Source organism: Clostridium sp. CF012, from assembly GCF_018861755.1.
Classification (GTDB): Bacteria; Bacillota; Clostridia; order Clostridiales; family Clostridiaceae; genus Clostridium_AD.
The window spans coordinates 1-20,344 of sequence record NZ_JAHLEF010000009.1 but is presented as its reverse complement, the minus strand read 5'-3'; the positions used below and the strand labels follow the sequence as shown (position 1 = coordinate 20,344).

Here is a 20,344-nt window from a genome sequence, read left to right as displayed (position 1 = left end):
ACCAAATGAAATATCCAAATGAGTTTTTTATTATGTAAAACTTTCCATAAAGGCAAAACTCGCATGGCAGTAATCATTGGAATAAAGATTTTTTTAGCTGGATACAAAGTTCTTTTTATTACTAGAATAAACATTTGTGTAAAAGTGTTTAGCCTAAAGGTAGTAGGTTATATATTCCTGTATACAATAAAGGAGACATTTGTAACAATTTATTTAAACTAAAATAGGAAGGAAGGAGTAACAATGAAGGTTGTAATTTTAGCTGGTGGGCTGGGTACGAGAATTAGTGAGGAAAGCCATTTAATACCAAAGCCCATGATAGAAATTGGTGAAAAGCCAATCCTTTGGCATATAATGAAGTACTATGCATCCTTTGGTTATAATGAGTTTATTATATGCTGTGGGTACAAGCAGTATGCAATAAAAGAGTTTTTCGCGGGTTATTATCTGCATATGGCAGATGTCACTTTTGACTTCAGAGAAGATATCAAGATGACCGTACACAATAATAATACAGAGCCGTGGAAAGTCACATTAATTGACACAGGTTTAAATACAATGACCGGTGGACGTATAAAGAGAGTTAAAGAGTATATCGGAAATGAGACATTTATGCTTACTTATGGTGATGGTGTCACTGATGTGAATATTAAAGAGCTTGTTGATTTTCACAAATCACATGGTAAGATAGCTACTATTACAGCCATTCAGACCAGAGGACGTTTCGGAATGCTTGATATTGACGACAATGGAGGGATTAACAGTTTTAAGGAAAAATCTAAAGAAGATGGTGGCTGGATTAACGCTGGATATATGGTGTTAAACCCGGAGATCATTGACTATATCGATGGTGATTCTGCGACTTTTGAAAAAGAACCGTTAGAAAAAATTGCTTTGGAGGGGCAGCTTAAGGCTTTCTGTCATTATGGTTTCTGGCAGTGCATGGACACTATGAGAGATAAGGAATTACTTGAAAAACTATGGGACAATAATCAAGCATCATGGAAAGTGTGGGAATGAATGATGATGATGACTTTTTTTAAAGATAAAAAAATATTTGTAACCGGCCATACAGGATTTAAGGGTGCATGGCTTTGCAAAATGCTTATTAATGCTGGAGCTAAGGTGACAGGGTATTCACTTAATCCACCTACAACTCCCAGTCTATTTGAGATAAGCAAAATTGAAAAACAGATGCACTCGGTCATCGGTGATATTAGGGACTTGGAGAATTTGGAGAAGGTTTTTAATGCTGCTCAGCCTGAGATAGTATTGCATCTGGCAGCGCAAACTCTAGTTAGAGATTCTTATACTAATCCTCACTATACTTATGAAACAAATGTGATGGGTACAGTAAATATTTTAGAATGTGTTCGTAATAACAACTATGTTAAATCTATGATTAATATTACAACAGATAAAGTCTATCAAAATAATGAGTGGGTTTGGGGTTACAGAGAAAACGACCCACTGGACGGTTATGACCCATACTCAAACAGTAAGTCTTGTTCTGAGATTGTAACACACAGTTATAAAAAGTCATTTTTTTTAGATAGGAATATTGCCATTTCAACTGCAAGGGCAGGAAATGTTCTCGGTGGTGGTGACTTTGCAAAAGACAGAATTATACCTGATTGCATTAGAGCGACTGAGAATGAAGATGACATAATCGTTCGTAACCCACACTCCACAAGACCATACCAGCACGTGTTGGAACCTCTCTACGTTTATTTAATGATTGTACAGAAGCAATATGAAGATATCAAGTATGCTGACTATTATAATGTAGGTCCAGATGAAAGTGATTGTATTACAACTGGAAGATTAGTTGATTTATTTTGCAGTAAATGGCAAGCAGCAACAGGGAAGAAACAGGCATGGATAAACAAATATGATGGAGGGCCTCATGAAGCAAATTTTTTAAAATTGGATTGTTCTAAACTCAAATCTGTTTTTGATTGGAAGCCAAAATGGGACGTTGAAACAACAATCGAAAAAACTGTGGAATGGGCAAAAGTCTACTTTGATGGTGGTAATATTGCTTTTATTATGGATAAGCAGATTGATGAATTTTTAGGAGGTACTAAATAAATGTTTGAAAATAAAACAGAAAAAGAAGCCAGAAAGCAAATCCTTGACGTGGTATCCGAATATTGCGATATCTATCATAATAAAAAAAAGTATAAAGAAGGAGACCGAATTTCTTATGCTTCACGTTTTTACGGACATGAAGAAATGGTCAATTTAGTAGATAGTTCCTTAGAATTCTGGCTCACATCTGGAAAATATACTGAGCAGTTTGAAAAAGAATTTTCCAGTTACTTAGGGATTAAATATTGTGCCCTTGTTAACTCCGGCTCATCTGCTAATTTAATTGCTTTTATGGCGCTAACATCGACATTGCTTGGCAACAGGCAGATAAAAAGAGGGGATGAGATTATTACTGTAGCGGCTGGATTTCCAACTACAGTAACACCTATAATTCAATATGGAGCTGTTCCTGTATTTGTTGATTTAACAATACCTCAATACAACATAGATGTAACGCAACTTGAAGCCGCAATTTCTGAGAAAACGAAAGCAGTAATGCTTGCCCACACTCTTGGTAATCCATTTGACTTGAAAATAGTAAAAGCCTTTTGTAATAAAAATAATCTCTGGCTGATTGAGGATAACTGTGATGCTCTTGGTACGAAATACACCATAGATGGAGAAGAAAAATTTACAGGAACTGTTGGTGATATTGGAACTTCAAGTTTTTATCCTCCACATCACATGACCATGGGCGAAGGTGGCGCAGTTTATACAAATAACCTACTTCTTAATAAAATTATTCGTTCTCTTAGAGATTGGGGGAGAGATTGTATATGTCCATCAGGTGTGGATAATCTTTGTGGACATAGATTTGACAAACAGTACGGTGAATTGCCATTTGGTTATGACCATAAATATGTATATTCTCATTTTGGCTATAATTTGAAAGCTACTGATATGCAAGCTGCAATCGGTTGTGCTCAGCTAGTAAAGTTTCCTTCATTTCTAGAAAAGCGTAGATACAACTTTGATAGATTGAAAGCTGCATTAGAAGATCTATCTGACAAATTGATACTGCCAACGCCTTGTGAAAATTCAAAGCCAAGTTGGTTTGGTTTTCTTATTACATGCAAAGAAGGAATTGATAAGAATAAGGTTGTTCAATATGTGGAGAGTAAGGGAGTACAAAGTAGAATGCTTTTTGCAGGCAATCTGATAAGGCAACCTTGTTTTGAGGAAATGAGAAGGGAAGGTCAAGGCTATCGTGTAATTGGAGATTTAGCGGTTACAGATAGAATCATGAATGATACTTTCTGGGTTGGTGTATATCCGGGGATGACGGATGAGATGATTGATTATATGGCTAAAACAATTAAGGAAGCTGTGTTGTAGATGAAGAAGGCTATTGTGACTGGAGCAACTGGCTTTGTAGGTGGTTGGTTGGTAAAAGAACTAGTTTCAAGGGGCGTAAAAGTAATAGCTGTTGTGCGAAGTTTGGAATCTGAAATGGCAGTATTTAAGCAATATGATAATGTTAGGATTGTTGTCTGCCCACTTGAGGATATTACTACTCTTCCAGTGCTAATATTAGACCATGATATTGATGCATTTTATCATTTCGCTTGGAAAGGTACAGCTGGTATGGATAGAGCTGATATAAAGTTACAGCTTAGTAACGTAAAAGCTACTTGCGATGCTGTAAAAGCTGCATCTGAAATTGGATGTATGAAATTTATTAATGCTGGAAGTATCATGGAATATGAAGCTGTGCAGTATATTCCGGCAGATGGCACAAAACCAGCGCTTGGTAATATATACAGTATAGCGAAACAGACAGCAGATTATATGGCAAAAACTCTTGCAGTTAGTTTAAAATTGCCATATGTGAATGCTATCATATCAAATATATATGGTACAGGTGAAAAATCAGCAAGATTTATTAATACTACCATAAGAAATTTATTGTGTAAGGGGAAAAACGCATTTACACATGGTGAGCAGTTATATGATTTTATTTACGCATCTGATGCAGCAAGGGCATTATATTTAGTAGGTCAAAGTGGAAAGTCGTATACAAGTTATTATATCGGAAATCAAATACCTTATCCTTTGAAAGATTTTATTACAAAAATGAGAAACATAGTTGATGAAAATATTGAATTAAATTTTGGCGAAATGCCCTTTCAAGGAGCGTTATTAAAATATAATGAATTTGATACAACCAAATTGTATAAAGAATTTGGGTTTGAGACAGAAGTAACCTTTGAACAGGGGATTGAGAAAACTGTTCAATGGATTCAAAATAATAATTGAATTCTTAGTTGAGTAAAGGAGGAAATGTTAATGGGAGCATTTTCAATTGAAAAGACAAGTATGAATGGAGTATACCTTATTGGTTCTTTCTCAACAGAAGATAACAGGGGATATTTTGTTAAAGACTTTGAAAAAGAGATATTTGCCCAAAATGGCTTGGATATTGATTTGTACGAAAGTTTCGAATCTTTTTCATGGCAAAATGTTATTAGAGGCCTTCATTTTCAAACGCATGAACCACAAGCAAAACTTGTACGGGCAATAACTGGAGAGATACTAGATGTAATTGTTGATTTAAGAGCGGGTTCAGAGACTTTTGGAAAATGGGAGAGATTTTATTTAACGCAGCGTAAAAGGAAGAGCCTTTTTATTCCCAAAGGATTCGCACATGGTTTCTGTGTACTCTCGAAAACAGCAATTGTCTCATATAAATGTGTTGGGAAATATCACAAAGGAACTGACAGTGGCATTGTTTGGAATGATGAAGATTTATCTATTAATTGGGATGTGCAAAAGCCTATTATTTCCGAGAGAGATAGCACATTAATGACATTTAAAGACTTTCTTAAGGATTTTAATGCGTTACTAAAATAATCTAGGAAAGAATAGGTGTGCAAACTTATATGATTTAAACAGTAGCATACACAGAGGCGGCTTCACAAATTCCAACACCTTTTAAGACAACACGCACTCTTTCTGTTATAGCATGGCTTGTAATACATGCGCCATATTTTCCATCGATAATTATCGAAGACCCTTCATTATACCAAATCAAGCCATCATTACTTACCTGCAATTGTGCTACTATGAAATATTCATCATTATTAGTAATATAAAAAGTTATACCTGAATGAAAGTTTGTATTTACAAAAAAAGAAGGGGTTCCAATTTCACTAGCCCTAACACTCGGAAGATTTATTATGTGAGAACTAATATTATCGTATGTTATTACTAATTGGGGAGATTGTGAGAAATTAAAATATTCTCTACTTCTAAATCTAGTGAGTGATGGTGTATTTTCAGCACCCAATAATTCTATACCGTAGTTAGGAAAAATGTTCTTATACCATGAGAACATAAAAGTAGTTATATCGATTTCAATATAAGTGTTTATCTGGTTATCCAATATATATGCAGAGGCTGAAATAGGGTGCGTTTTTAATTCTGTATTCCAATTTACTGAATCTTCATTAAAACTATTTTTTAGAGGATAAGCAGTGATCTTTTGAGTACCGCAATAATCCTTTTTATATAAAAATAACTTTAAAATAGCCTTAGAGATAAGAATATTTTTTGAAAGAGAAGATAGGTCAAACTTTAATAGAGATCTATATAGACAGCAATTAGTAGAAAAATTGCCTATAAAGAGCTCTTGGGAATGCCCAAAATTACAATTGTTATAATATTTACAAATGCAGGTATCTGCAGCTGCACTTAATATTACTTCAGTACTCATACCTATCCCCCTATTTTTAAGTTTTAATTATGATAGACTACTTTGCATCAAACAAAAATATGAGTTTTACAAAATAGAGTTATTTATATTTAATATGATTTAAAGATTGATTATATGTAATAGATTGCAAAATCTCAGTGAAAGCATAATGCTTTCACTGAGTTTTAAATTATTAATAGAGAGATAACTAGTTATTTAAGCATTGATTTTAACTATACTTGTGTGCTGTTATTTGTTATTGCTTGATTAGAAAAGTTATTAACCTCACCATTTAAACCAGTTAGATCGCTAGTTCCTGTCGCTGCATAGGTGAGAGTTATTTTTTCATCTTTTTTTATAGCTGCACTTAATGTGAGAGTTACGACTGTACCTGAAACATCGGCCTTTGTTACAGTAGGAGCTGTCCCTGAACTACTAATAGCAAATGCGGTTGTAGCTGCAGTTGTTCCAATTAACGGTTTAGTCATTGTTAATGTCATTGTAGCACCAGTTGAGGGAACTTCTCCACTAATAATTCTAGATGGTACCATATTAGCAAAAGTCTTATAAACAGCGTTTGCATTTATTGTGTTAGTTGCCCCAAAGTCAGTTCCTCTAACTGATAATTTTACATATTTTTTTATTGGTGATACTTCAACTGCGCTCTTCGTACCTGCAGCAACGGATATTTCACTACCTATATTTTCAAAAGTTCCAGTTCTAGTATCACAAGCTTTTACTGTTACATACACAAAGTGAGCTTCGTCATTGTCAACTAAATAGTTGAAGAAGATATCATTTGATATACCATATATAGTTGTTTCAGCACCCGATTGGAGTGGTTGAATTTGTTGAGGGATTACTATAGTTTCAATATCAGGTATATCAGAGGTTACAGTATATTCAATTTCAAGGGTTGGACATATTTCAGTTTCACTATATTCTCTACTCCAAAAACCGATAGCGGAATTATCAGCGCTTGGACCTGAAACTTCAAAGCCATGATTTGTGATTCCGTCAGCATACCAGGCTGCAATAGTTTTGGTTAAATTATCAAAAGAAATAACTTTGCCAACGTCTGTAATTGCAATAGTCTTTTGGGCAGTATCTCCTGAAACTAGAACGGATGAAGTTGGTGCAGTAGCGTTTGTTACTTTATATTCATAGAAATCACTATTAAGCTGTTTAATATCTACAGTTGCATCAGCAGTATTATCATTTCTAAATACATAAAGATATAATTTAGCAGAAGTAATTGTAGCATTTGCTGGTATTGATGAAAGATCAAAATGAAGTAAAGTTTTATGGGCAGCTGAGCCAACTTTACCAGTAAATAAATCAGAATCTTTACCAAAATTTAAGGTAGTTGAACCTACAGCAGCAGAAACAAAAGCATCTCTATTATCATAAATAATATTTGTTGTTGCCATTAAAATTCTCCTTTTTATAATTAGATTAATTGTTTAATATCTTTTGTACTTCTTTTCGGTATATTATATGCTGTATATTTAAAAAAGTTGAGCATGAATTCTAATATATTAATAATAGGAGAATTATATGAAACTTATACATTAACGATATACTATTATTAGAGTTAATTTGACCTTGTATAAAATTGTGAGGATTATATAAATAATGGGGGTATTGTTTATGACAGAAAAAGAAAGAATAATAAGTGGAAAACCATATAAAGCATTTGGAGAAGAACTATCCTATTTGCGCCAAACGTAAGCCTTTTAATAGCAGGTCACCCTATTCATTCATTTTGAAGCAAGGAATGCATTTCATTAACATAGGTGATAATGTAGTAATTGGATCTGGCGTTGTAACTAAAGATATAGCATCTAACTCCATATCTGCAGGTAATCCTTGTAAAATAATACGAGAAATTACGGATGAAGATAAAAAATATTATTTTAAAAAGTTAAAAATTAAATGATTAATTTAGATCTGTGGTATTATAATTTTTATTAACTAAGAGTTATAAACAAATTAATACAAGTTATGCACAATATATGTAAATTGGAAATATATTATTGTTAACAAAGGAGATTTTATAAATTATGAACAAAAATAAAAACACTCTATCTTTTCCTGATAAAACGAATATTTGGGATGAAGTAACAGATATTATTGTAATAGGAAGTGGGTTTTCTGGACTAACTGCAGCTATTGAAGCTCGTAATGCCTTTGCATCTGTTATTATAATAGAAAAAATGAGTGCAATTGGTGGAAATTCAATTATAAGTGATGGAGGCATTGCAGCTTCTGAAACTAAACTTCAGAAAAAATTCAATATAAAAGATTCTAAAGAAATGATGTATAGAGATATGCTTAAGGCTGGTGCTGGAATCAACTATCCTGAACTTGTACGCGTTGTGGTGGACAATGCAAATGAGACCTTTGAATGGTCACAGGATTATCTAGGTGTTGAATATCTGGATAGAGTTGATCAGTTCGGCGGGCACTGCGTGCCACGTTGTTATACTGCCAAGAATATTTCTGGTGCAACTATCATTAAAAAACTTAAAGAAAAGTTAGAAGATCTAGGCACGTCGGTTAGACTCAAAATGTGCTTTAAAAGTTTTGTTCAAGATTCAGAGGGAAAAGTATGTGGTGTTATTGTTAGGGAGAACTATGATTACAAAGACTCTAATGCTGGACGTGATATATATATAAAGGCAGAAAAAGGGGTGGTTCTTGCAGCCGGTGGGTTTTCTAGTGATATTGCTTTTAGAATGGCACAAGATCCAAGGCTTACAGAAAAAATCGATACTACAAACAAACCATTTGCAACTGCCCAGGCCCTTAAAGAAGCACTAAGAATAGGAGCTGCTTCCGTACAATTGTCTCATATTCAGCTTGGACCATGGGCTTCACCTGATGAAAAAGGCTATGGGGATGGGCCAGAATTTTCGGAGTATATATTATTTCAGTACGGCATTATTGTGGATCCTGTTACAGGGATTCGTTTTATAAACGAGCTTGAGGATCGTAAAACATTGTCAGATGAAATCCTTTCAATAGGGCATCCATGTGTAGGGATTGCAGATTCAAAAGCCGTTAGTGAATCTGGTTGGAGCATAGTAAAATGTCTTAAAAAAGGGGTTGTAAAAAAATTTGACACAATAAAAGACTTTGCAGCCTTTTATAATATTTCATATGAAAACCTTCAAGAGTCTCTTCAAGTTTTCAATAAGAGTTTTGAAGAAGGCATTGACAAATATTTTGGAAAACCCTTAATTGAAAAAGCTGAGCCAATAATGCATCCACCATTTTATGGAATTCGCTTATGGCCAAAAGTACATTATACCATGGGTGGTATAAGGATAAATATATGGGGGCAGGTAATAGATTTGGATGGTAAAGTCATAAAGGGTCTATATGCGGCTGGCGAGATTACTGGTGGAACGCATGGTGCTAGTCGCCTAGGAAGTTGTGCCATAACAGAATGTCTTGTATTTGGAAGAATAGCAGGGGGAAATGCAGCCAAAGAAGATTAATTAAAACTGACACCTGTTTTTCAACCAGTAGCAAATTAAATAACCAGCTATGCATAAAATAGTTATATACATACAAACCTGTGGCACATTAAAATGGCCTACAGGTTTTTTTATACTTATTTATAGAACATGTGTGAAGAAAGCAATATTTTAGAAGGTGTTGACGGAGTTAATTTAGTGCTAATGTTCAATAATAGGAAGGTTAGTAAAATCATATAGGTTACCAAAAGCAAATATAGAACATATATAGATATAGAGATAACAGAAAAACTTAAAAAAATAAAAATAGATATTCAGGGAGATGTTTATATATGAAAATTTCAATAGATGCTGGGCATAATTGCACACCAGATAGCGGGGCAATTGGAATCAAAAGGGAAGATGTTTTAACTAAAGAAGTTGTAGGGAAAATAATTAAAAAACTACAAAATACTAATACTAATATAATAGATTGCACACCTTATGGACAGGCATTTTCAAGTGTAGGAAAATCATTACAATATAGATGTAGTAAAGCAAATCAATCAAATTCAGATTTGCATTTATGCATTCATTTTAATTCAGGTGGTGGTGAAGGTGTAGAATGTTATGTTATATCTCAAACTGCTAAAAATCATGCTGCAAAAATTTGCAATGAAATAGCTTTACTTGGATATAAAAATAGAGGTGTAAAAGATGGATCACATTTATTTGTTGTAAAGAATACTAATATGCCTTGTGTTCTTGTAGAATGTGCTTTTGTAGATAGTACAAAAGATATGAGTAGGTACAATGCTGATTTAATAGCAAATGCAATAATCAAAGCAGTTGTGGGGATGTTAATTCCTGTAATACCAGTAAATGATGTAATATCGACTTTTCAAGCAGCGTGTAATTTATCAGGCATTACAGATGGAAATGGAAACAAGTTAGCTGTAGATGGGGTTAGAAATGATTTGACTAATGGCGCCATAGCTAAGGTTATTCTTAAAAAAGGTACAAGCAGCAATTTAGTTAAATGGTTACAAAATAGACTTATTACTTTAGGATTCCCCTGCGGTAGTGACAAAGCGGATGGTGTCTTTGGCGCTTTTACACTTGTTGCAGTTAAAAACTTTCAAGCAAAAAATAAAATTGGAGTTGATGGCATTGCTGGCCCTAATACTTTAAATAAACTATTAGGTTAGTGGTGTATGTGGTGTATTCAATCATTTATTTTTAATTTACCTCTTACTCCTTAGTATTATAAATAAGATAATCGTAATACTAAGGAGTGTAGTGTATGAACAGATGTTTTTATGTCATTAAGTGAAAAAGCTGTAGGAAGGTCGAATTTGTGAAGAATTTATTAAATCTTTTAAATTTACAGGATAAATCTAATAAATGGAGAATCTAATAAGTGTAGGTGAATTATATTCAAGATACTTGTAAAATAAGTTTGAGTAAAATTTATTAATATAATATAAGATTAAAGGAGTGTTTATTATGGGAATTGGTGATTGGTTAAGAGAACAGAAGGATAAAACACAAGCAGGAATTAAGCAATTTGCAAACAAAGATTTTATGGAAGCAACAGCTGCGGGTTGTGCACTTATTGCAAGTGCTGATGGAAATATAAGCTCGGACGAAAAACAAAAGATGGTAGGGTATATTAATCTTAATGATTCATTAAAGGTTTTTAAATTAAACGATGTACTAACAAGATTTAATCACTATGCAGATATGTTTGCATTTGATTATAATGTTGGAAAGGCAGAAGCCATGAAGGCAATTACTAAGATGAAAAGCAAACCAGATGCAGCAAAATCATTAATAGCAGTATGCTGCTCTATAGGTGCCGCAGATGGGACTTTTGACAAAGATGAAATTGCTTTGGTTAGAGAAATGTGCTCAAATCTTGGTGTGAATCCAGCAGATTTCAAACTTTAACGACATTTCAGCATCTCAGATGATGATTTAATAATAATAGATACATAAAAACCTGTAGGACAATAAATGTTCTACAGGTTTTTTTAATGTATTTGTGGGACATTTATAAAAAATGTTGGTAATATAGTGAAGTGAATGATAAAATATGGAGTAGAAATGTTAAAAATTTCATAAAACTGTAAGGATTTATAAATATAATTATTATACTAGGATTTCAAGTATATAATAAGATTATAGAATACTGAATTGGTGAAAGTTATATGAAATAAAACTAAGGAGGGAATTAAAATGGACAACTTGAAAAAAATAAAAGAAGATAGAGTACTATATCTAATGCTATTACTACCAATTATATATTTTATAATATTTCATTTAATACCCTTAGCTGGTATGTCACTTGCATTTCAAGATTATAGAATCATAGGCGATAATGTTTTTGTAGGATTAAAACATTTTAAAACACTATTCAGTTCTGATAGTTTTTTTCATGTACTTAAAAATACTATAATAATAAGTACTATGAAAATAGTATTTTTCTTTCCTATACCAATAATTTTCTCTTTACTTATAAGTGAAGTAAGATCATTGAAGTTTAGAAAATATGTACAATCAGTAGTATATTTACCACACTTTCTTTCCTGGGTGGTAATTACAGGTATATGGATTAAGCTATTATCGCCAACAAGCGGTGGAGTAAATAATATCATAAATATATTTAATATACCCTCTGTTGATTTTATGACAAGTAAAGGATATATACGATGGGTATTAGTTTTGTCAGAGACCTGGAGAAGTGCCGGATGGGATTCAATAATATATTTAGCAGCTATAATGAGAATAAGTCCTGCACTATATGAATCTGCAAGAATAGATGGTGCATCTAGGTTTGATGAGATGATACATATCACGATACCAGAACTTGTAAGCACCATAGTTACAGTATTTATTTTGAATTTAGGCTTTTTTATGAATGCGGGCTTTGACCAAGTATTTAACTTTATGAATGACTCGGTTATAAGTGTAATTGATATACTTGATACCTATGTTTATAGGGTTGGGTTAATAAATGGTCAATATGCTTACGCTACAGCAGCAAGTTTGTTTAAAGGGGTAATTGGGATTATATTGATCTTTACCACACACTTTTTAGCAAAAAAAATATCGGGGAAAGGTTTATGGTAGGGGGAAAAATGAAAAATAAAGAAAATTTAGTCCACTTTTTATTCTATATATTACTATTTATTGTTACTTTATCGATGCTTATACCAATTGTTAATTTACTAGCACTGTCTCTGACTGACCCTACAAGGGCAAAAGAAGTAACAGGGCTAACCATTATTCCTAAAGGATTTTCACTTGATAATTATAGAGTTTTATTTTCTAATCCTCAGATTATGAAAAGCCTTTTTAACTCTGTATTTGTAACTGTTATAGGAACTGTATTGAATTTAGGGTTAACAATAATGGCGGCTTATGCACTTACAAGACCAGGTCTTGTAGGAAAAAAATTCTTTATGATAATCTTAATAATTGTTATGGTATTTGAACCTGGATTAATTCCGGAATATTTACTAATTAAAAGCATAGGACTTTTAGATACTTATTCTTCGGTAATTTTATATAAGGCACTAAACGTATACTATTTAATTATACTTATGAGGTTTTTTGAAGAGGTGCCAGAAGCACTTATTGATGCAGCAAGGGTAGACGGCGCAGGACATTTAACTATTCTCTTTAAAATATTAATTCCCCTTTCAAAGTCTTCCATTGCGACTATTGGTTTATTTTATGGGGTTTTTCATTGGAATGAATATTTTAGAGCGTCAATATACTTAAATGATTCATCTAAATGGCCATTACAATTAGTGCTTAGGCAATTTGTGGTATTAAATGATACCACAGCAATGCTCGGTGCCAATAGTCTACTATCCTTTGATAAGGCCTCACAGCTAAGTTATCAGGCATTACAAGCAGGAACTATAATGATTGCAATGGTTCCTATACTTTTAATATATCCATTTATACTTAAAAATTACACAAAGGGAACAATGGAAGGAGGAATTAAAGAGTAGCAGTTTTATTAAAGAGTAGTTTTAAAAAAATAATTTTAGGGGTGATTTTATGAAAAAGTCAATAGCGTTAATTCTTGTGATTATAAGCACACTGAGTTTAGTGGCATGCAAACCAAAAACTACTGACAAGGTGGAAAAAAACAACTCAACTGAGCCAGTAGCAGTAAGAATGGTGATGAAAGATGTAAGTCCAAAAGATCCTATAAATCAAAAATATATAGGACTTATAGAAAAGGCTATGGCAGAGGAAGGAACAAAAGTTAAGATTGAACTTGTGGAAATGCCTTCAGGTAACTACGCCGAAAAGTTAAACTTAATGTTACTTGGTAAAGATATCCCAGATATTATATACTTTCAAGGGGGAGACCTCCAGATATCTGAGCAAGGATTACTCGAGGATTTAACATCATATATAGAAAAATCTAAGTATATTAAACCTAATTTAGAACCACAAAATAAAATGAGACTGGCAAATTATCCATATTTATTATGGATTAAACCTCTTTCATCAAAGGTTCCAGTAATGAGAAGTGATTGGTTTGATAAATTAAGTACATCAAAAAAACTTATGGAAGATCCTACTATAGATAATTATTATGCATTTTTAAAACAATTAAAAGAATCAAATTTAGGCGGAAAAGGATCACCAGCTTATGCATTAACAGCTGCTGGTAGTACTTTAGAAATTGATGAAATATTTGACCAAGCATTTGGAAATAAATCTACTTGGATAAAAGATGAAAATGGTAAGTATATATTTAATAAGGTTTCTAACAATGAAAAAGAAAAGTTGACTTTTTATAATAAACTTTATAAAGAAGGGATACTAGATTCAGAATACTTAACTAAAAAATGGGACACAAAGGAAAAGGCTTTTTATGATAATCAAGCTGCTGTAATAGTAGGAACAGCAGGAAAAGTAATAGATATTTATGAAGGTAAAGTCAGAAAGGCTAATGGGGGAGCGGCAGGACTTACAGTTTTACCAGCAGCAAAGGGAAAAGCACAAGGATATTTACCAATAGATGTTTCTAAAGAAAATAGAGGTATAGCTATTTCTTCCACATCTAAAAACAAAGAAATTTCTTTTAAGATTTTAGACTTTATGGCTAGTGAAAAAGGTCAAATGATAGATCGTTTAGGTTTTGAAGGTGAGCATTATACAATTAAAGATAATAAAATACAGTTAACTGAAAAATCACAGGAATGGTATGCGAAATTTTGGGAGCCTTCAAAAGTTGCTCTAGGAAAAGAACTTGCGAGCCCACTACTTGGAGCCGCAGGAACTAAATCACTAGAAGATGTTAATAAACTTTATACTGAGGATATTAATTTTATAATCCCAGAAGAATTATCTGTTAAGTGGGATTCTATAAATAACATTTATAAAGAATATTCAGCAGATATTATAACAGGAAAGCGTCCTATTAGTGATTTTGATAAATTCGTAGCGCAGTGGAATGAAAATGGTGGAAAAGATATAACTAAACATGCTAATGAAGTATTAAAGTAATAAAAGGCATGCATGACCTTTGAAGAGTATAAAGTAATTAGTGGATTTTCTCCTATGAGTAACATATAAATATAAAGAAGTATTTATTATTAAGGGGGTTATCATTGATTCCCAATAATTATTTAGAAAAGGTCTATGCAGGATTTTTAGGAATGAATATGGGCATAAGGCTGGGTGCACCTGTAGAGCCATCATTCTGGACTTATGAAAAAATCAAAGCAGTATATGGAAATATTACAGGCTATGTAAAGGACTATAAGAATTTTGCAGCAGATGATGATGTAAATGGACCTGTTTTCTTTTTAAGAGCCTTATATGATGATGCAAAAGATAGAGAGCTCGAAGCTGAAGATGTAGGAAGAGCTTGGCTTAATTATTCTAGAGAAGGAATAGGGATGTTTTGGTGGGGTGGATATGGAGTTAGTACCGAACATACAGTATATCTTAATCTGAAAAATGGATTTAAGGTACCCCTTTCTGGATCAGAAAGATTAAATGGTAAGATACTATCGCAGCAAATCGGGGGGCAAATATTTATAGATACCTGGGGACTTGTTTGGCCCGGCAATATAGAAAAGGCTGCAGAATATGCTGGGAAGGCAGCTAGCGTGTCTCATGATGGAAATGGTATATATGGTGCAAGATTTATTGCAACCTGTATTTCTAAAGCTTTTTCTACAGAAAATGTTATGGAAATAATTGAGGCTGGGCTATCTAAAATACCTGCTGACTCTGAGTATTCTAGAGTTACAAGAGATGTAATGGAGTTTTATAATCAGAAGCCACTAGATTTCGCACTTTGTCAAAAGCACCTTGAGGAAAATTGGGGATATGATAAATATTTAGGTGCTTGTCACATTATTCCTAATGCAGGAGTATGTATACTTTCGCTATTATATGGTGAAGGTGATTTAGCTAGGACCATAGAGATAGCTACTATGTGTGGTTGGGATACAGATTGTAATGCTGGAAATGTGGGAACTATTATGGGAGTGGCGCAAGGGATGAAGGGACTAAAGGATAATTATAGAAAGCCTATAAATGATTTTATAGCTACTTCTAGTATATCCGGATATTTAAATATACTTGATGTGCCCACCTATGCAAAGGAATTAGCACTTTTAGGATATAGACTAGCAAAAGAAGAGGCTCCAAAGAAATTAAAAGACTCAATTAAACTAGGAGAATTATATTTTGATTTTGAAGTTGCTGGCTCAACTCATGGATTTAGGCTTTCAGATAGCAACAAATTCTTATTAAAGCATAGCCATGAAATTGGGTATGAAAGTGAAGGCTCATTAGAGGTTATATTTGATAACATTGCATATGGTCAAAGTTCTAAGGTGTATTATAAGCCTTTTTATAGAAGAGCTGATTTTGATGATGAAAGATATAAACCTACTTTTACTCCTCAGGTATATCCAGGGCAAAAGGTTAGCATGAGCGTATACCTTAGCAAGTGGCAAGGTAGGGATATTGCAATTACACCTTATGTGAGAAATACCTTTACAAAAGAGGATATAAAGCTACCTATAGAAGTATTAAAAAATAACCTGTGGCAAAAGATAGAATTTATCGTACCAGACACTGATGGGTCAATGATAGATGAAGTAGGAATAATGGTAGAATCTTTTTCACCAGGAACGGACAGTGCTTTAGGAAGTATATTTATTGATGAATTTAAAGTAAAAGGGAAATCCAAGTATACTATTGATTTTGCCAAACAGTCTTTTGAGTTCCTATGCGTAACTCCCTTTGCTCACAATCATGGAGCTTGGGGTATAGAAGATGGGCATATGAGATGTATGAGTATAAGTCAGTGTGAGGCCTATACTGGAAATTATTATACTAAAGATATAAGTGTAAAAGCCACAGTAAGGCCTATAAATGGATTATCCCATAATATTGCATTTAGAGTTCAAGGAGCAGAAAGAGGATATCATGCGGGGCTTAATGGAGAAAACAAAGTATCACTTATTATAAATGACTTTGGGTTTATTCCACTAGTGACTGTAGACTATAAATGGGAATATAATATAGATTATGAATTTCAAGTTATAGTTAAAGAGGATAAAATATATTTTTATATAAACGGGGAAGAGTTAATTTGTCATGCTAACGATAAATTCAAGTATGGGATGTTTGGATTTAGTAGATTAGATGCAGGCAGAGTTTACTTTAAAGATATAGAGGTGGAGGAGTTATAAATTGAAATAATTTCATTATAAGGCTATGCAAACAGATTCTAATATGGTAAAATATTTCAAATGGTGAGTGTGTCTATATGTATCTAGCGGCACAGGGAATTTTTATCTTACACGTATAGCTATTTAAGCCTTGCGGAGTCACTTCTAAGTGATTTTCTGCGGGGCTTTTTTTATATTAAGTAAGATAGTGTTTACACTATTTAAAGAATAGGGGGTAGAAAAATGGATTTTTCTAAAAATATAAAAACTTACTATTTTTATTCAACCTTTGCAGAATTGTTAATATTAGGTCCTATATTAGTACTATTTTTAATTGCAAAGGGGCTATCATTTACTGAAATAATGTTACTTCAATCTGTTTCAGCCATTGCTGTAGTTTTATTTGAAGTGCCAACAGGAGCCGTGGCAGATAAGATTGGTAGGAAGGAGAGTATTCTTCTAGGAGCGGGGCTTTGGGCTATAAGTCTTGGATTTTATATAGTGGGAAATAGTTTTTCCATGTTTATATTAGCAGAAGTTATTTTTAGTTTAGGTGCAACTTTTAAATCTGGTGCAGACAATGCGCTAATATATGATTCTCTAAAAGTAATAGGAAGAGAAAAGGAATTTCAAAGCATAGAAGGAAAAGCCCGTTCTTTCGCACTTTATGCACAGGCGGTAGGTTCAATAATTGCTGGATTTGTGTATGAGGTTAATATAAATCTCCCATTTATAATTTCAGCAGTATTTATGTTAGTAACCATTATTATAACCCTAAGATTCAAAGAGCCTCCTATAGAAGGTAAGGTGGGGAAATACGGTATAAAATATATAGAGCAAATAAAAGAAAGTGGCAAGTTTATAATATCCCATGAGAAAATTAAAGCTGTAATAATTTTTACCATGATGTTTTTTATATTTTATAGAACAGCCTTTTTTTATTATCAACCCTACATGGAAGCAGTAAAAATACCAGTAAGATATTTTGGAATAATATTTTTCGTTTTTAATATAACCGCAGCCTTTGCTTCAAAGCGCAGTCACTGGATTATGGATAAAACTAAACCTAAAACCTTAACTTTTATGGCTCTTTTAATGATAATATCTTTTGTACTTATGGGCGTAGTAAAGGTATGGTTTGGTGTTTTTGCAATACTATTTCAACAGGTGGCAAGGGGAATATATAGGCCAGTTACTACTAAATATTTAAATAAACACATACCCTCTGACAAAAGGGCAACAGTGCTTTCCTTTCAAAGTTTAGCTTGTAATATGTCAGTAGCTATAGCCTTTCCATTAATGGGAGTATTGAAGGATCATGAAAACATATTTACAACTCATATGGTGCTTGGAATAGCTATGATTATATTAACAGTGCTTACTATGAAATATATGAAGACAAGGCTTGGGCTTAAGAATAATGTGGAGGCAGATATTGAAGCACAATAATATAAAAATAATATTGTGACATATTGGACAATGACTCATCTTAAATTAAAATAAGGGTAAGCTGAAGTTTAATTGCATGATCTATTATTGACAAAAGTAATTTGCGTATTGAGCAACGGGCATTGTATAAATAAATTATTTTTAAAATTCTATAAAAGTGAGCTGGCATCATCATTCATATGGTGTCAGCTTATTTTTATTTCTCGATTTTGGTCTTCCATAAAGTTCACATAATCTTTTGATATTACTACTACAATTTGTAGTTACAATAAAAACATAGAAATAATAAAAACAAATTATAGAGAAAAGGAGAATATTTATGGGGATCGAGGTTTTCAATAGACATGAAAGTAAGTTCTTAATAGATAGAGAAATTTATAAACAAATTGAAAATAAGCTTTTGAAATATATGGAGATGGATGAATATAATAAGGAGCATGGATTTTATACCATAAGTAATCTTTACTTTGACACAAGAGAAAATAATTTAATAAGGAATTCCTTATCTAAACCAGACTACAAAGAAAAACTCAGGCTTAGAGCCTATGGAGTTCCAAAGGCAGATGAAAAAGTGTATTTGGAGATTAAGAAAAAGGTCTGTGGCTTAGTGAATAAGAGAAGAACTAAATTAAAACTAGGAGAGGCCTATGATCTTGTAGCAACAGGAGAAAAACCTGCAATTAAGAGCTATATGAATAGACAAGTTTTAAATGAAATTGAGTATATTTTAAAAATCTATGACCTTGATCCAAAGCTTTACCTAGCTTATGACAGAAAAGCATTCTTTAGCAAAATAAATCGAGGTTTAAGAATAACCTTTGATTCCAATATAAGAACTAGAAGATACGATTTAAAACTTGAAAGTGGTGATTATGGAGAAAATTTAATAGATAATGATAAATGGGTTATGGAAATTAAAGCAGAGAACAATATTCCAATTTGGTTATCAAATTTGCTTTCTGAATTTAAGGTATATAAAACAAGCTTCTCTAAATATGGAAAAGAATATGAAAATTTATTATTAAATGATAGAAAATTATTATTAAATGATAGAAAATTTTTGCTAAATGACAGAAAATTAATAGGGGCTTAACGATTAGTAATTGTTAAGTACTAATAAGGAATGCAAGGGGGAAATGGACACATGCTTGACTCAATACTCAGATCAAACACAGTGGCTACAACAATATCATTAAACGACGCAATATTAACATTAATTGTATCTTTTATCTTAGGTGCACTAATAAGTTTCACTTATATGAAGACTTCTAATAAAGGAGGACATTCTCAGAACTTTGCGCTTACTTTGGTTATTATCCCTACAGTTGTTGCTATAATTGTATTTTTAGTAGGGAGTAATGTTGCTAGAGCATTTAGTCTAGCAGGCGCTTTATCCATAATTAGATTTAGAAGTGTCCCAGGAGATTCAAAAGATATATCTTATGTACTCTTTACAACCTCAGCAGGACTTGCTGTTGGAGTTGGACTATTTGGATATGGGATTTTATTTACTGTGTGTCTTTGCTTAATGATGTCTACACTTAAGTTAGTAAACTTTGGGGTTAATAAAACATCTCAAAACCTTCTTAAAATAACAATACCAGAAGACTTAGATTATGAAGGGGTTTTTGATGATTTATTTTTAGAATATACAATAGGTCATGAACTTATAAAGGTTAAAACCACTGATCTCGGTAGTCTTTTTCAACTGGTTTATACAGTAGTATTAAATAATAAAACTAGTCAAAAGGAGTTTATAGATAAGTTAAGATGTAGAAATGGTAATTTGAATATTACACTATCAATGTGTGCTGAATCAACTTTTACTGGCTATATGGATATCCATAATCACTTTTCCTATGTTTATATTTTCAATTTCTCTACTACTTGGTTTCTTATTAAGGTATTGGTAATAAGAGCTCCTAGATACC

At 32.7% G+C, this 20,344-nt stretch carries 16 protein-coding genes and 2 pseudogenes; 16 read left to right on the top strand and 2 right to left on the bottom strand.

Going from position 1 to position 20,344, the window contains the following annotated elements; all coding sequences use genetic code 11:
* The first annotated feature begins 243 nt into the window (after positions 1–243).
* From rfbF to rfbC, 5 genes are read left to right on the top strand one after another with little or no spacing between them, the layout of a single operon-like run.
* Positions 244–1,020 carry a glucose-1-phosphate cytidylyltransferase gene (gene rfbF / locus KPL50_RS10550; RefSeq protein ID WP_216298431.1) on the top strand — a complete coding sequence of 259 codons (777 nt, stop codon included), beginning with the start codon at positions 244–246 and terminating at the stop codon, positions 1,018–1,020.
* Positions 1,021–2,091: a CDP-glucose 4,6-dehydratase gene (gene rfbG, locus KPL50_RS10545; protein WP_216298430.1), complete on the top strand. Its 1,071-nt coding sequence runs from the start codon at positions 1,021–1,023 to the stop codon at positions 2,089–2,091.
* Entirely contained in the window at positions 2,092–3,426 is a 1,335-nt protein-coding gene (gene rfbH / locus KPL50_RS10540) for a lipopolysaccharide biosynthesis protein RfbH (RefSeq protein WP_216298429.1), read from the top strand. It abuts the gene before it with no gap.
* The gene (locus KPL50_RS10535) at positions 3,427–4,347 is read left to right on the top strand and encodes an NAD(P)-dependent oxidoreductase (protein WP_216298428.1); all 921 of its coding nucleotides are present in this window, start codon (positions 3,427–3,429) and stop codon (positions 4,345–4,347) included. It begins immediately after the preceding gene.
* Positions 4,348–4,377: 30 nt separating this feature from the next.
* On the top strand, positions 4,378–4,941 hold the full coding sequence (gene rfbC, locus KPL50_RS10530) for a dTDP-4-dehydrorhamnose 3,5-epimerase (protein WP_216298427.1): 564 nt from the start codon (positions 4,378–4,380) through the stop codon (positions 4,939–4,941).
* A gap of 34 nt (positions 4,942–4,975) precedes the next feature.
* Here rfbC and KPL50_RS10525 read toward each other — a convergent pair whose 3' ends face one another.
* Together KPL50_RS10525 and KPL50_RS10520 are read right to left on the bottom strand one after the other, a co-directional pair.
* Positions 4,976–5,803, bottom strand: coding sequence for a DNRLRE domain-containing protein (locus KPL50_RS10525; RefSeq protein ID WP_216298426.1), 828 nt, complete (start codon positions 5,801–5,803; stop codon positions 4,976–4,978).
* Positions 5,804–6,015: 212 nt separating this feature from the next.
* Positions 6,016–7,212: a DNRLRE domain-containing protein gene (locus KPL50_RS10520; protein WP_216298425.1), complete on the bottom strand. Its 1,197-nt coding sequence runs from the start codon at positions 7,210–7,212 to the stop codon at positions 6,016–6,018.
* A 362-nt stretch (positions 7,213–7,574) separates the two neighbouring features.
* Between KPL50_RS10520 and KPL50_RS27875 the strand changes: the two are divergent.
* From KPL50_RS27875 to KPL50_RS10465, 11 genes and pseudogenes are all read left to right on the top strand, one after another.
* Positions 7,575–7,721, top strand: a pseudogene (locus tag KPL50_RS27875) (maltose O-acetyltransferase); the annotation flags it as partial.
* 124 nt (positions 7,722–7,845) lie between these two features.
* The gene (locus tag KPL50_RS10510) at positions 7,846–9,285 is read left to right on the top strand and encodes a flavocytochrome c (RefSeq protein WP_216298424.1); all 1,440 of its coding nucleotides are present in this window, start codon (positions 7,846–7,848) and stop codon (positions 9,283–9,285) included.
* 311 nt (positions 9,286–9,596) lie between these two features.
* Positions 9,597–10,451, top strand: a complete 855-nt coding sequence (locus KPL50_RS10505; RefSeq protein WP_216298423.1) for an N-acetylmuramoyl-L-alanine amidase — start codon at positions 9,597–9,599, stop codon at positions 10,449–10,451.
* A gap of 298 nt (positions 10,452–10,749) precedes the next feature.
* The gene (locus KPL50_RS10500) at positions 10,750–11,193 is read left to right on the top strand and encodes a tellurite resistance TerB family protein (RefSeq protein WP_216298422.1); all 444 of its coding nucleotides are present in this window, start codon (positions 10,750–10,752) and stop codon (positions 11,191–11,193) included.
* A 288-nt stretch (positions 11,194–11,481) separates the two neighbouring features.
* The gene (locus KPL50_RS10495) at positions 11,482–12,375 is read left to right on the top strand and encodes a sugar ABC transporter permease (RefSeq protein WP_216298421.1); all 894 of its coding nucleotides are present in this window, start codon (positions 11,482–11,484) and stop codon (positions 12,373–12,375) included.
* Positions 12,376–12,383: 8 nt separating this feature from the next.
* The gene (locus tag KPL50_RS10490) at positions 12,384–13,265 is read left to right on the top strand and encodes a carbohydrate ABC transporter permease (RefSeq protein ID WP_216298420.1); all 882 of its coding nucleotides are present in this window, start codon (positions 12,384–12,386) and stop codon (positions 13,263–13,265) included.
* A 49-nt stretch (positions 13,266–13,314) separates the two neighbouring features.
* Positions 13,315–14,778 carry an extracellular solute-binding protein gene (locus tag KPL50_RS10485; RefSeq protein ID WP_216298419.1) on the top strand — a complete coding sequence of 488 codons (1,464 nt, stop codon included), beginning with the start codon at positions 13,315–13,317 and terminating at the stop codon, positions 14,776–14,778.
* A 104-nt stretch (positions 14,779–14,882) separates the two neighbouring features.
* Positions 14,883–16,985, top strand: a complete 2,103-nt coding sequence (locus KPL50_RS10480; protein ID WP_253200561.1) for an ADP-ribosylglycohydrolase family protein — start codon at positions 14,883–14,885, stop codon at positions 16,983–16,985.
* A gap of 222 nt (positions 16,986–17,207) precedes the next feature.
* Complete coding sequence (locus KPL50_RS10475) at positions 17,208–18,413, top strand: MFS transporter (RefSeq protein ID WP_216298418.1); 1,206 nt, start codon at positions 17,208–17,210, stop codon at positions 18,411–18,413.
* 319 nt (positions 18,414–18,732) lie between these two features.
* The gene (locus tag KPL50_RS10470; RefSeq protein WP_216298417.1) at positions 18,733–19,506 is read left to right on the top strand and encodes a polyphosphate polymerase domain-containing protein; all 774 of its coding nucleotides are present in this window, start codon (positions 18,733–18,735) and stop codon (positions 19,504–19,506) included.
* Positions 19,507–19,557: 51 nt separating this feature from the next.
* Positions 19,558–20,226: pseudogene (locus KPL50_RS10465) on the top strand (DUF4956 domain-containing protein); the annotation flags it as partial.
* Positions 20,227–20,344: the final 118 nt, after the last annotated feature.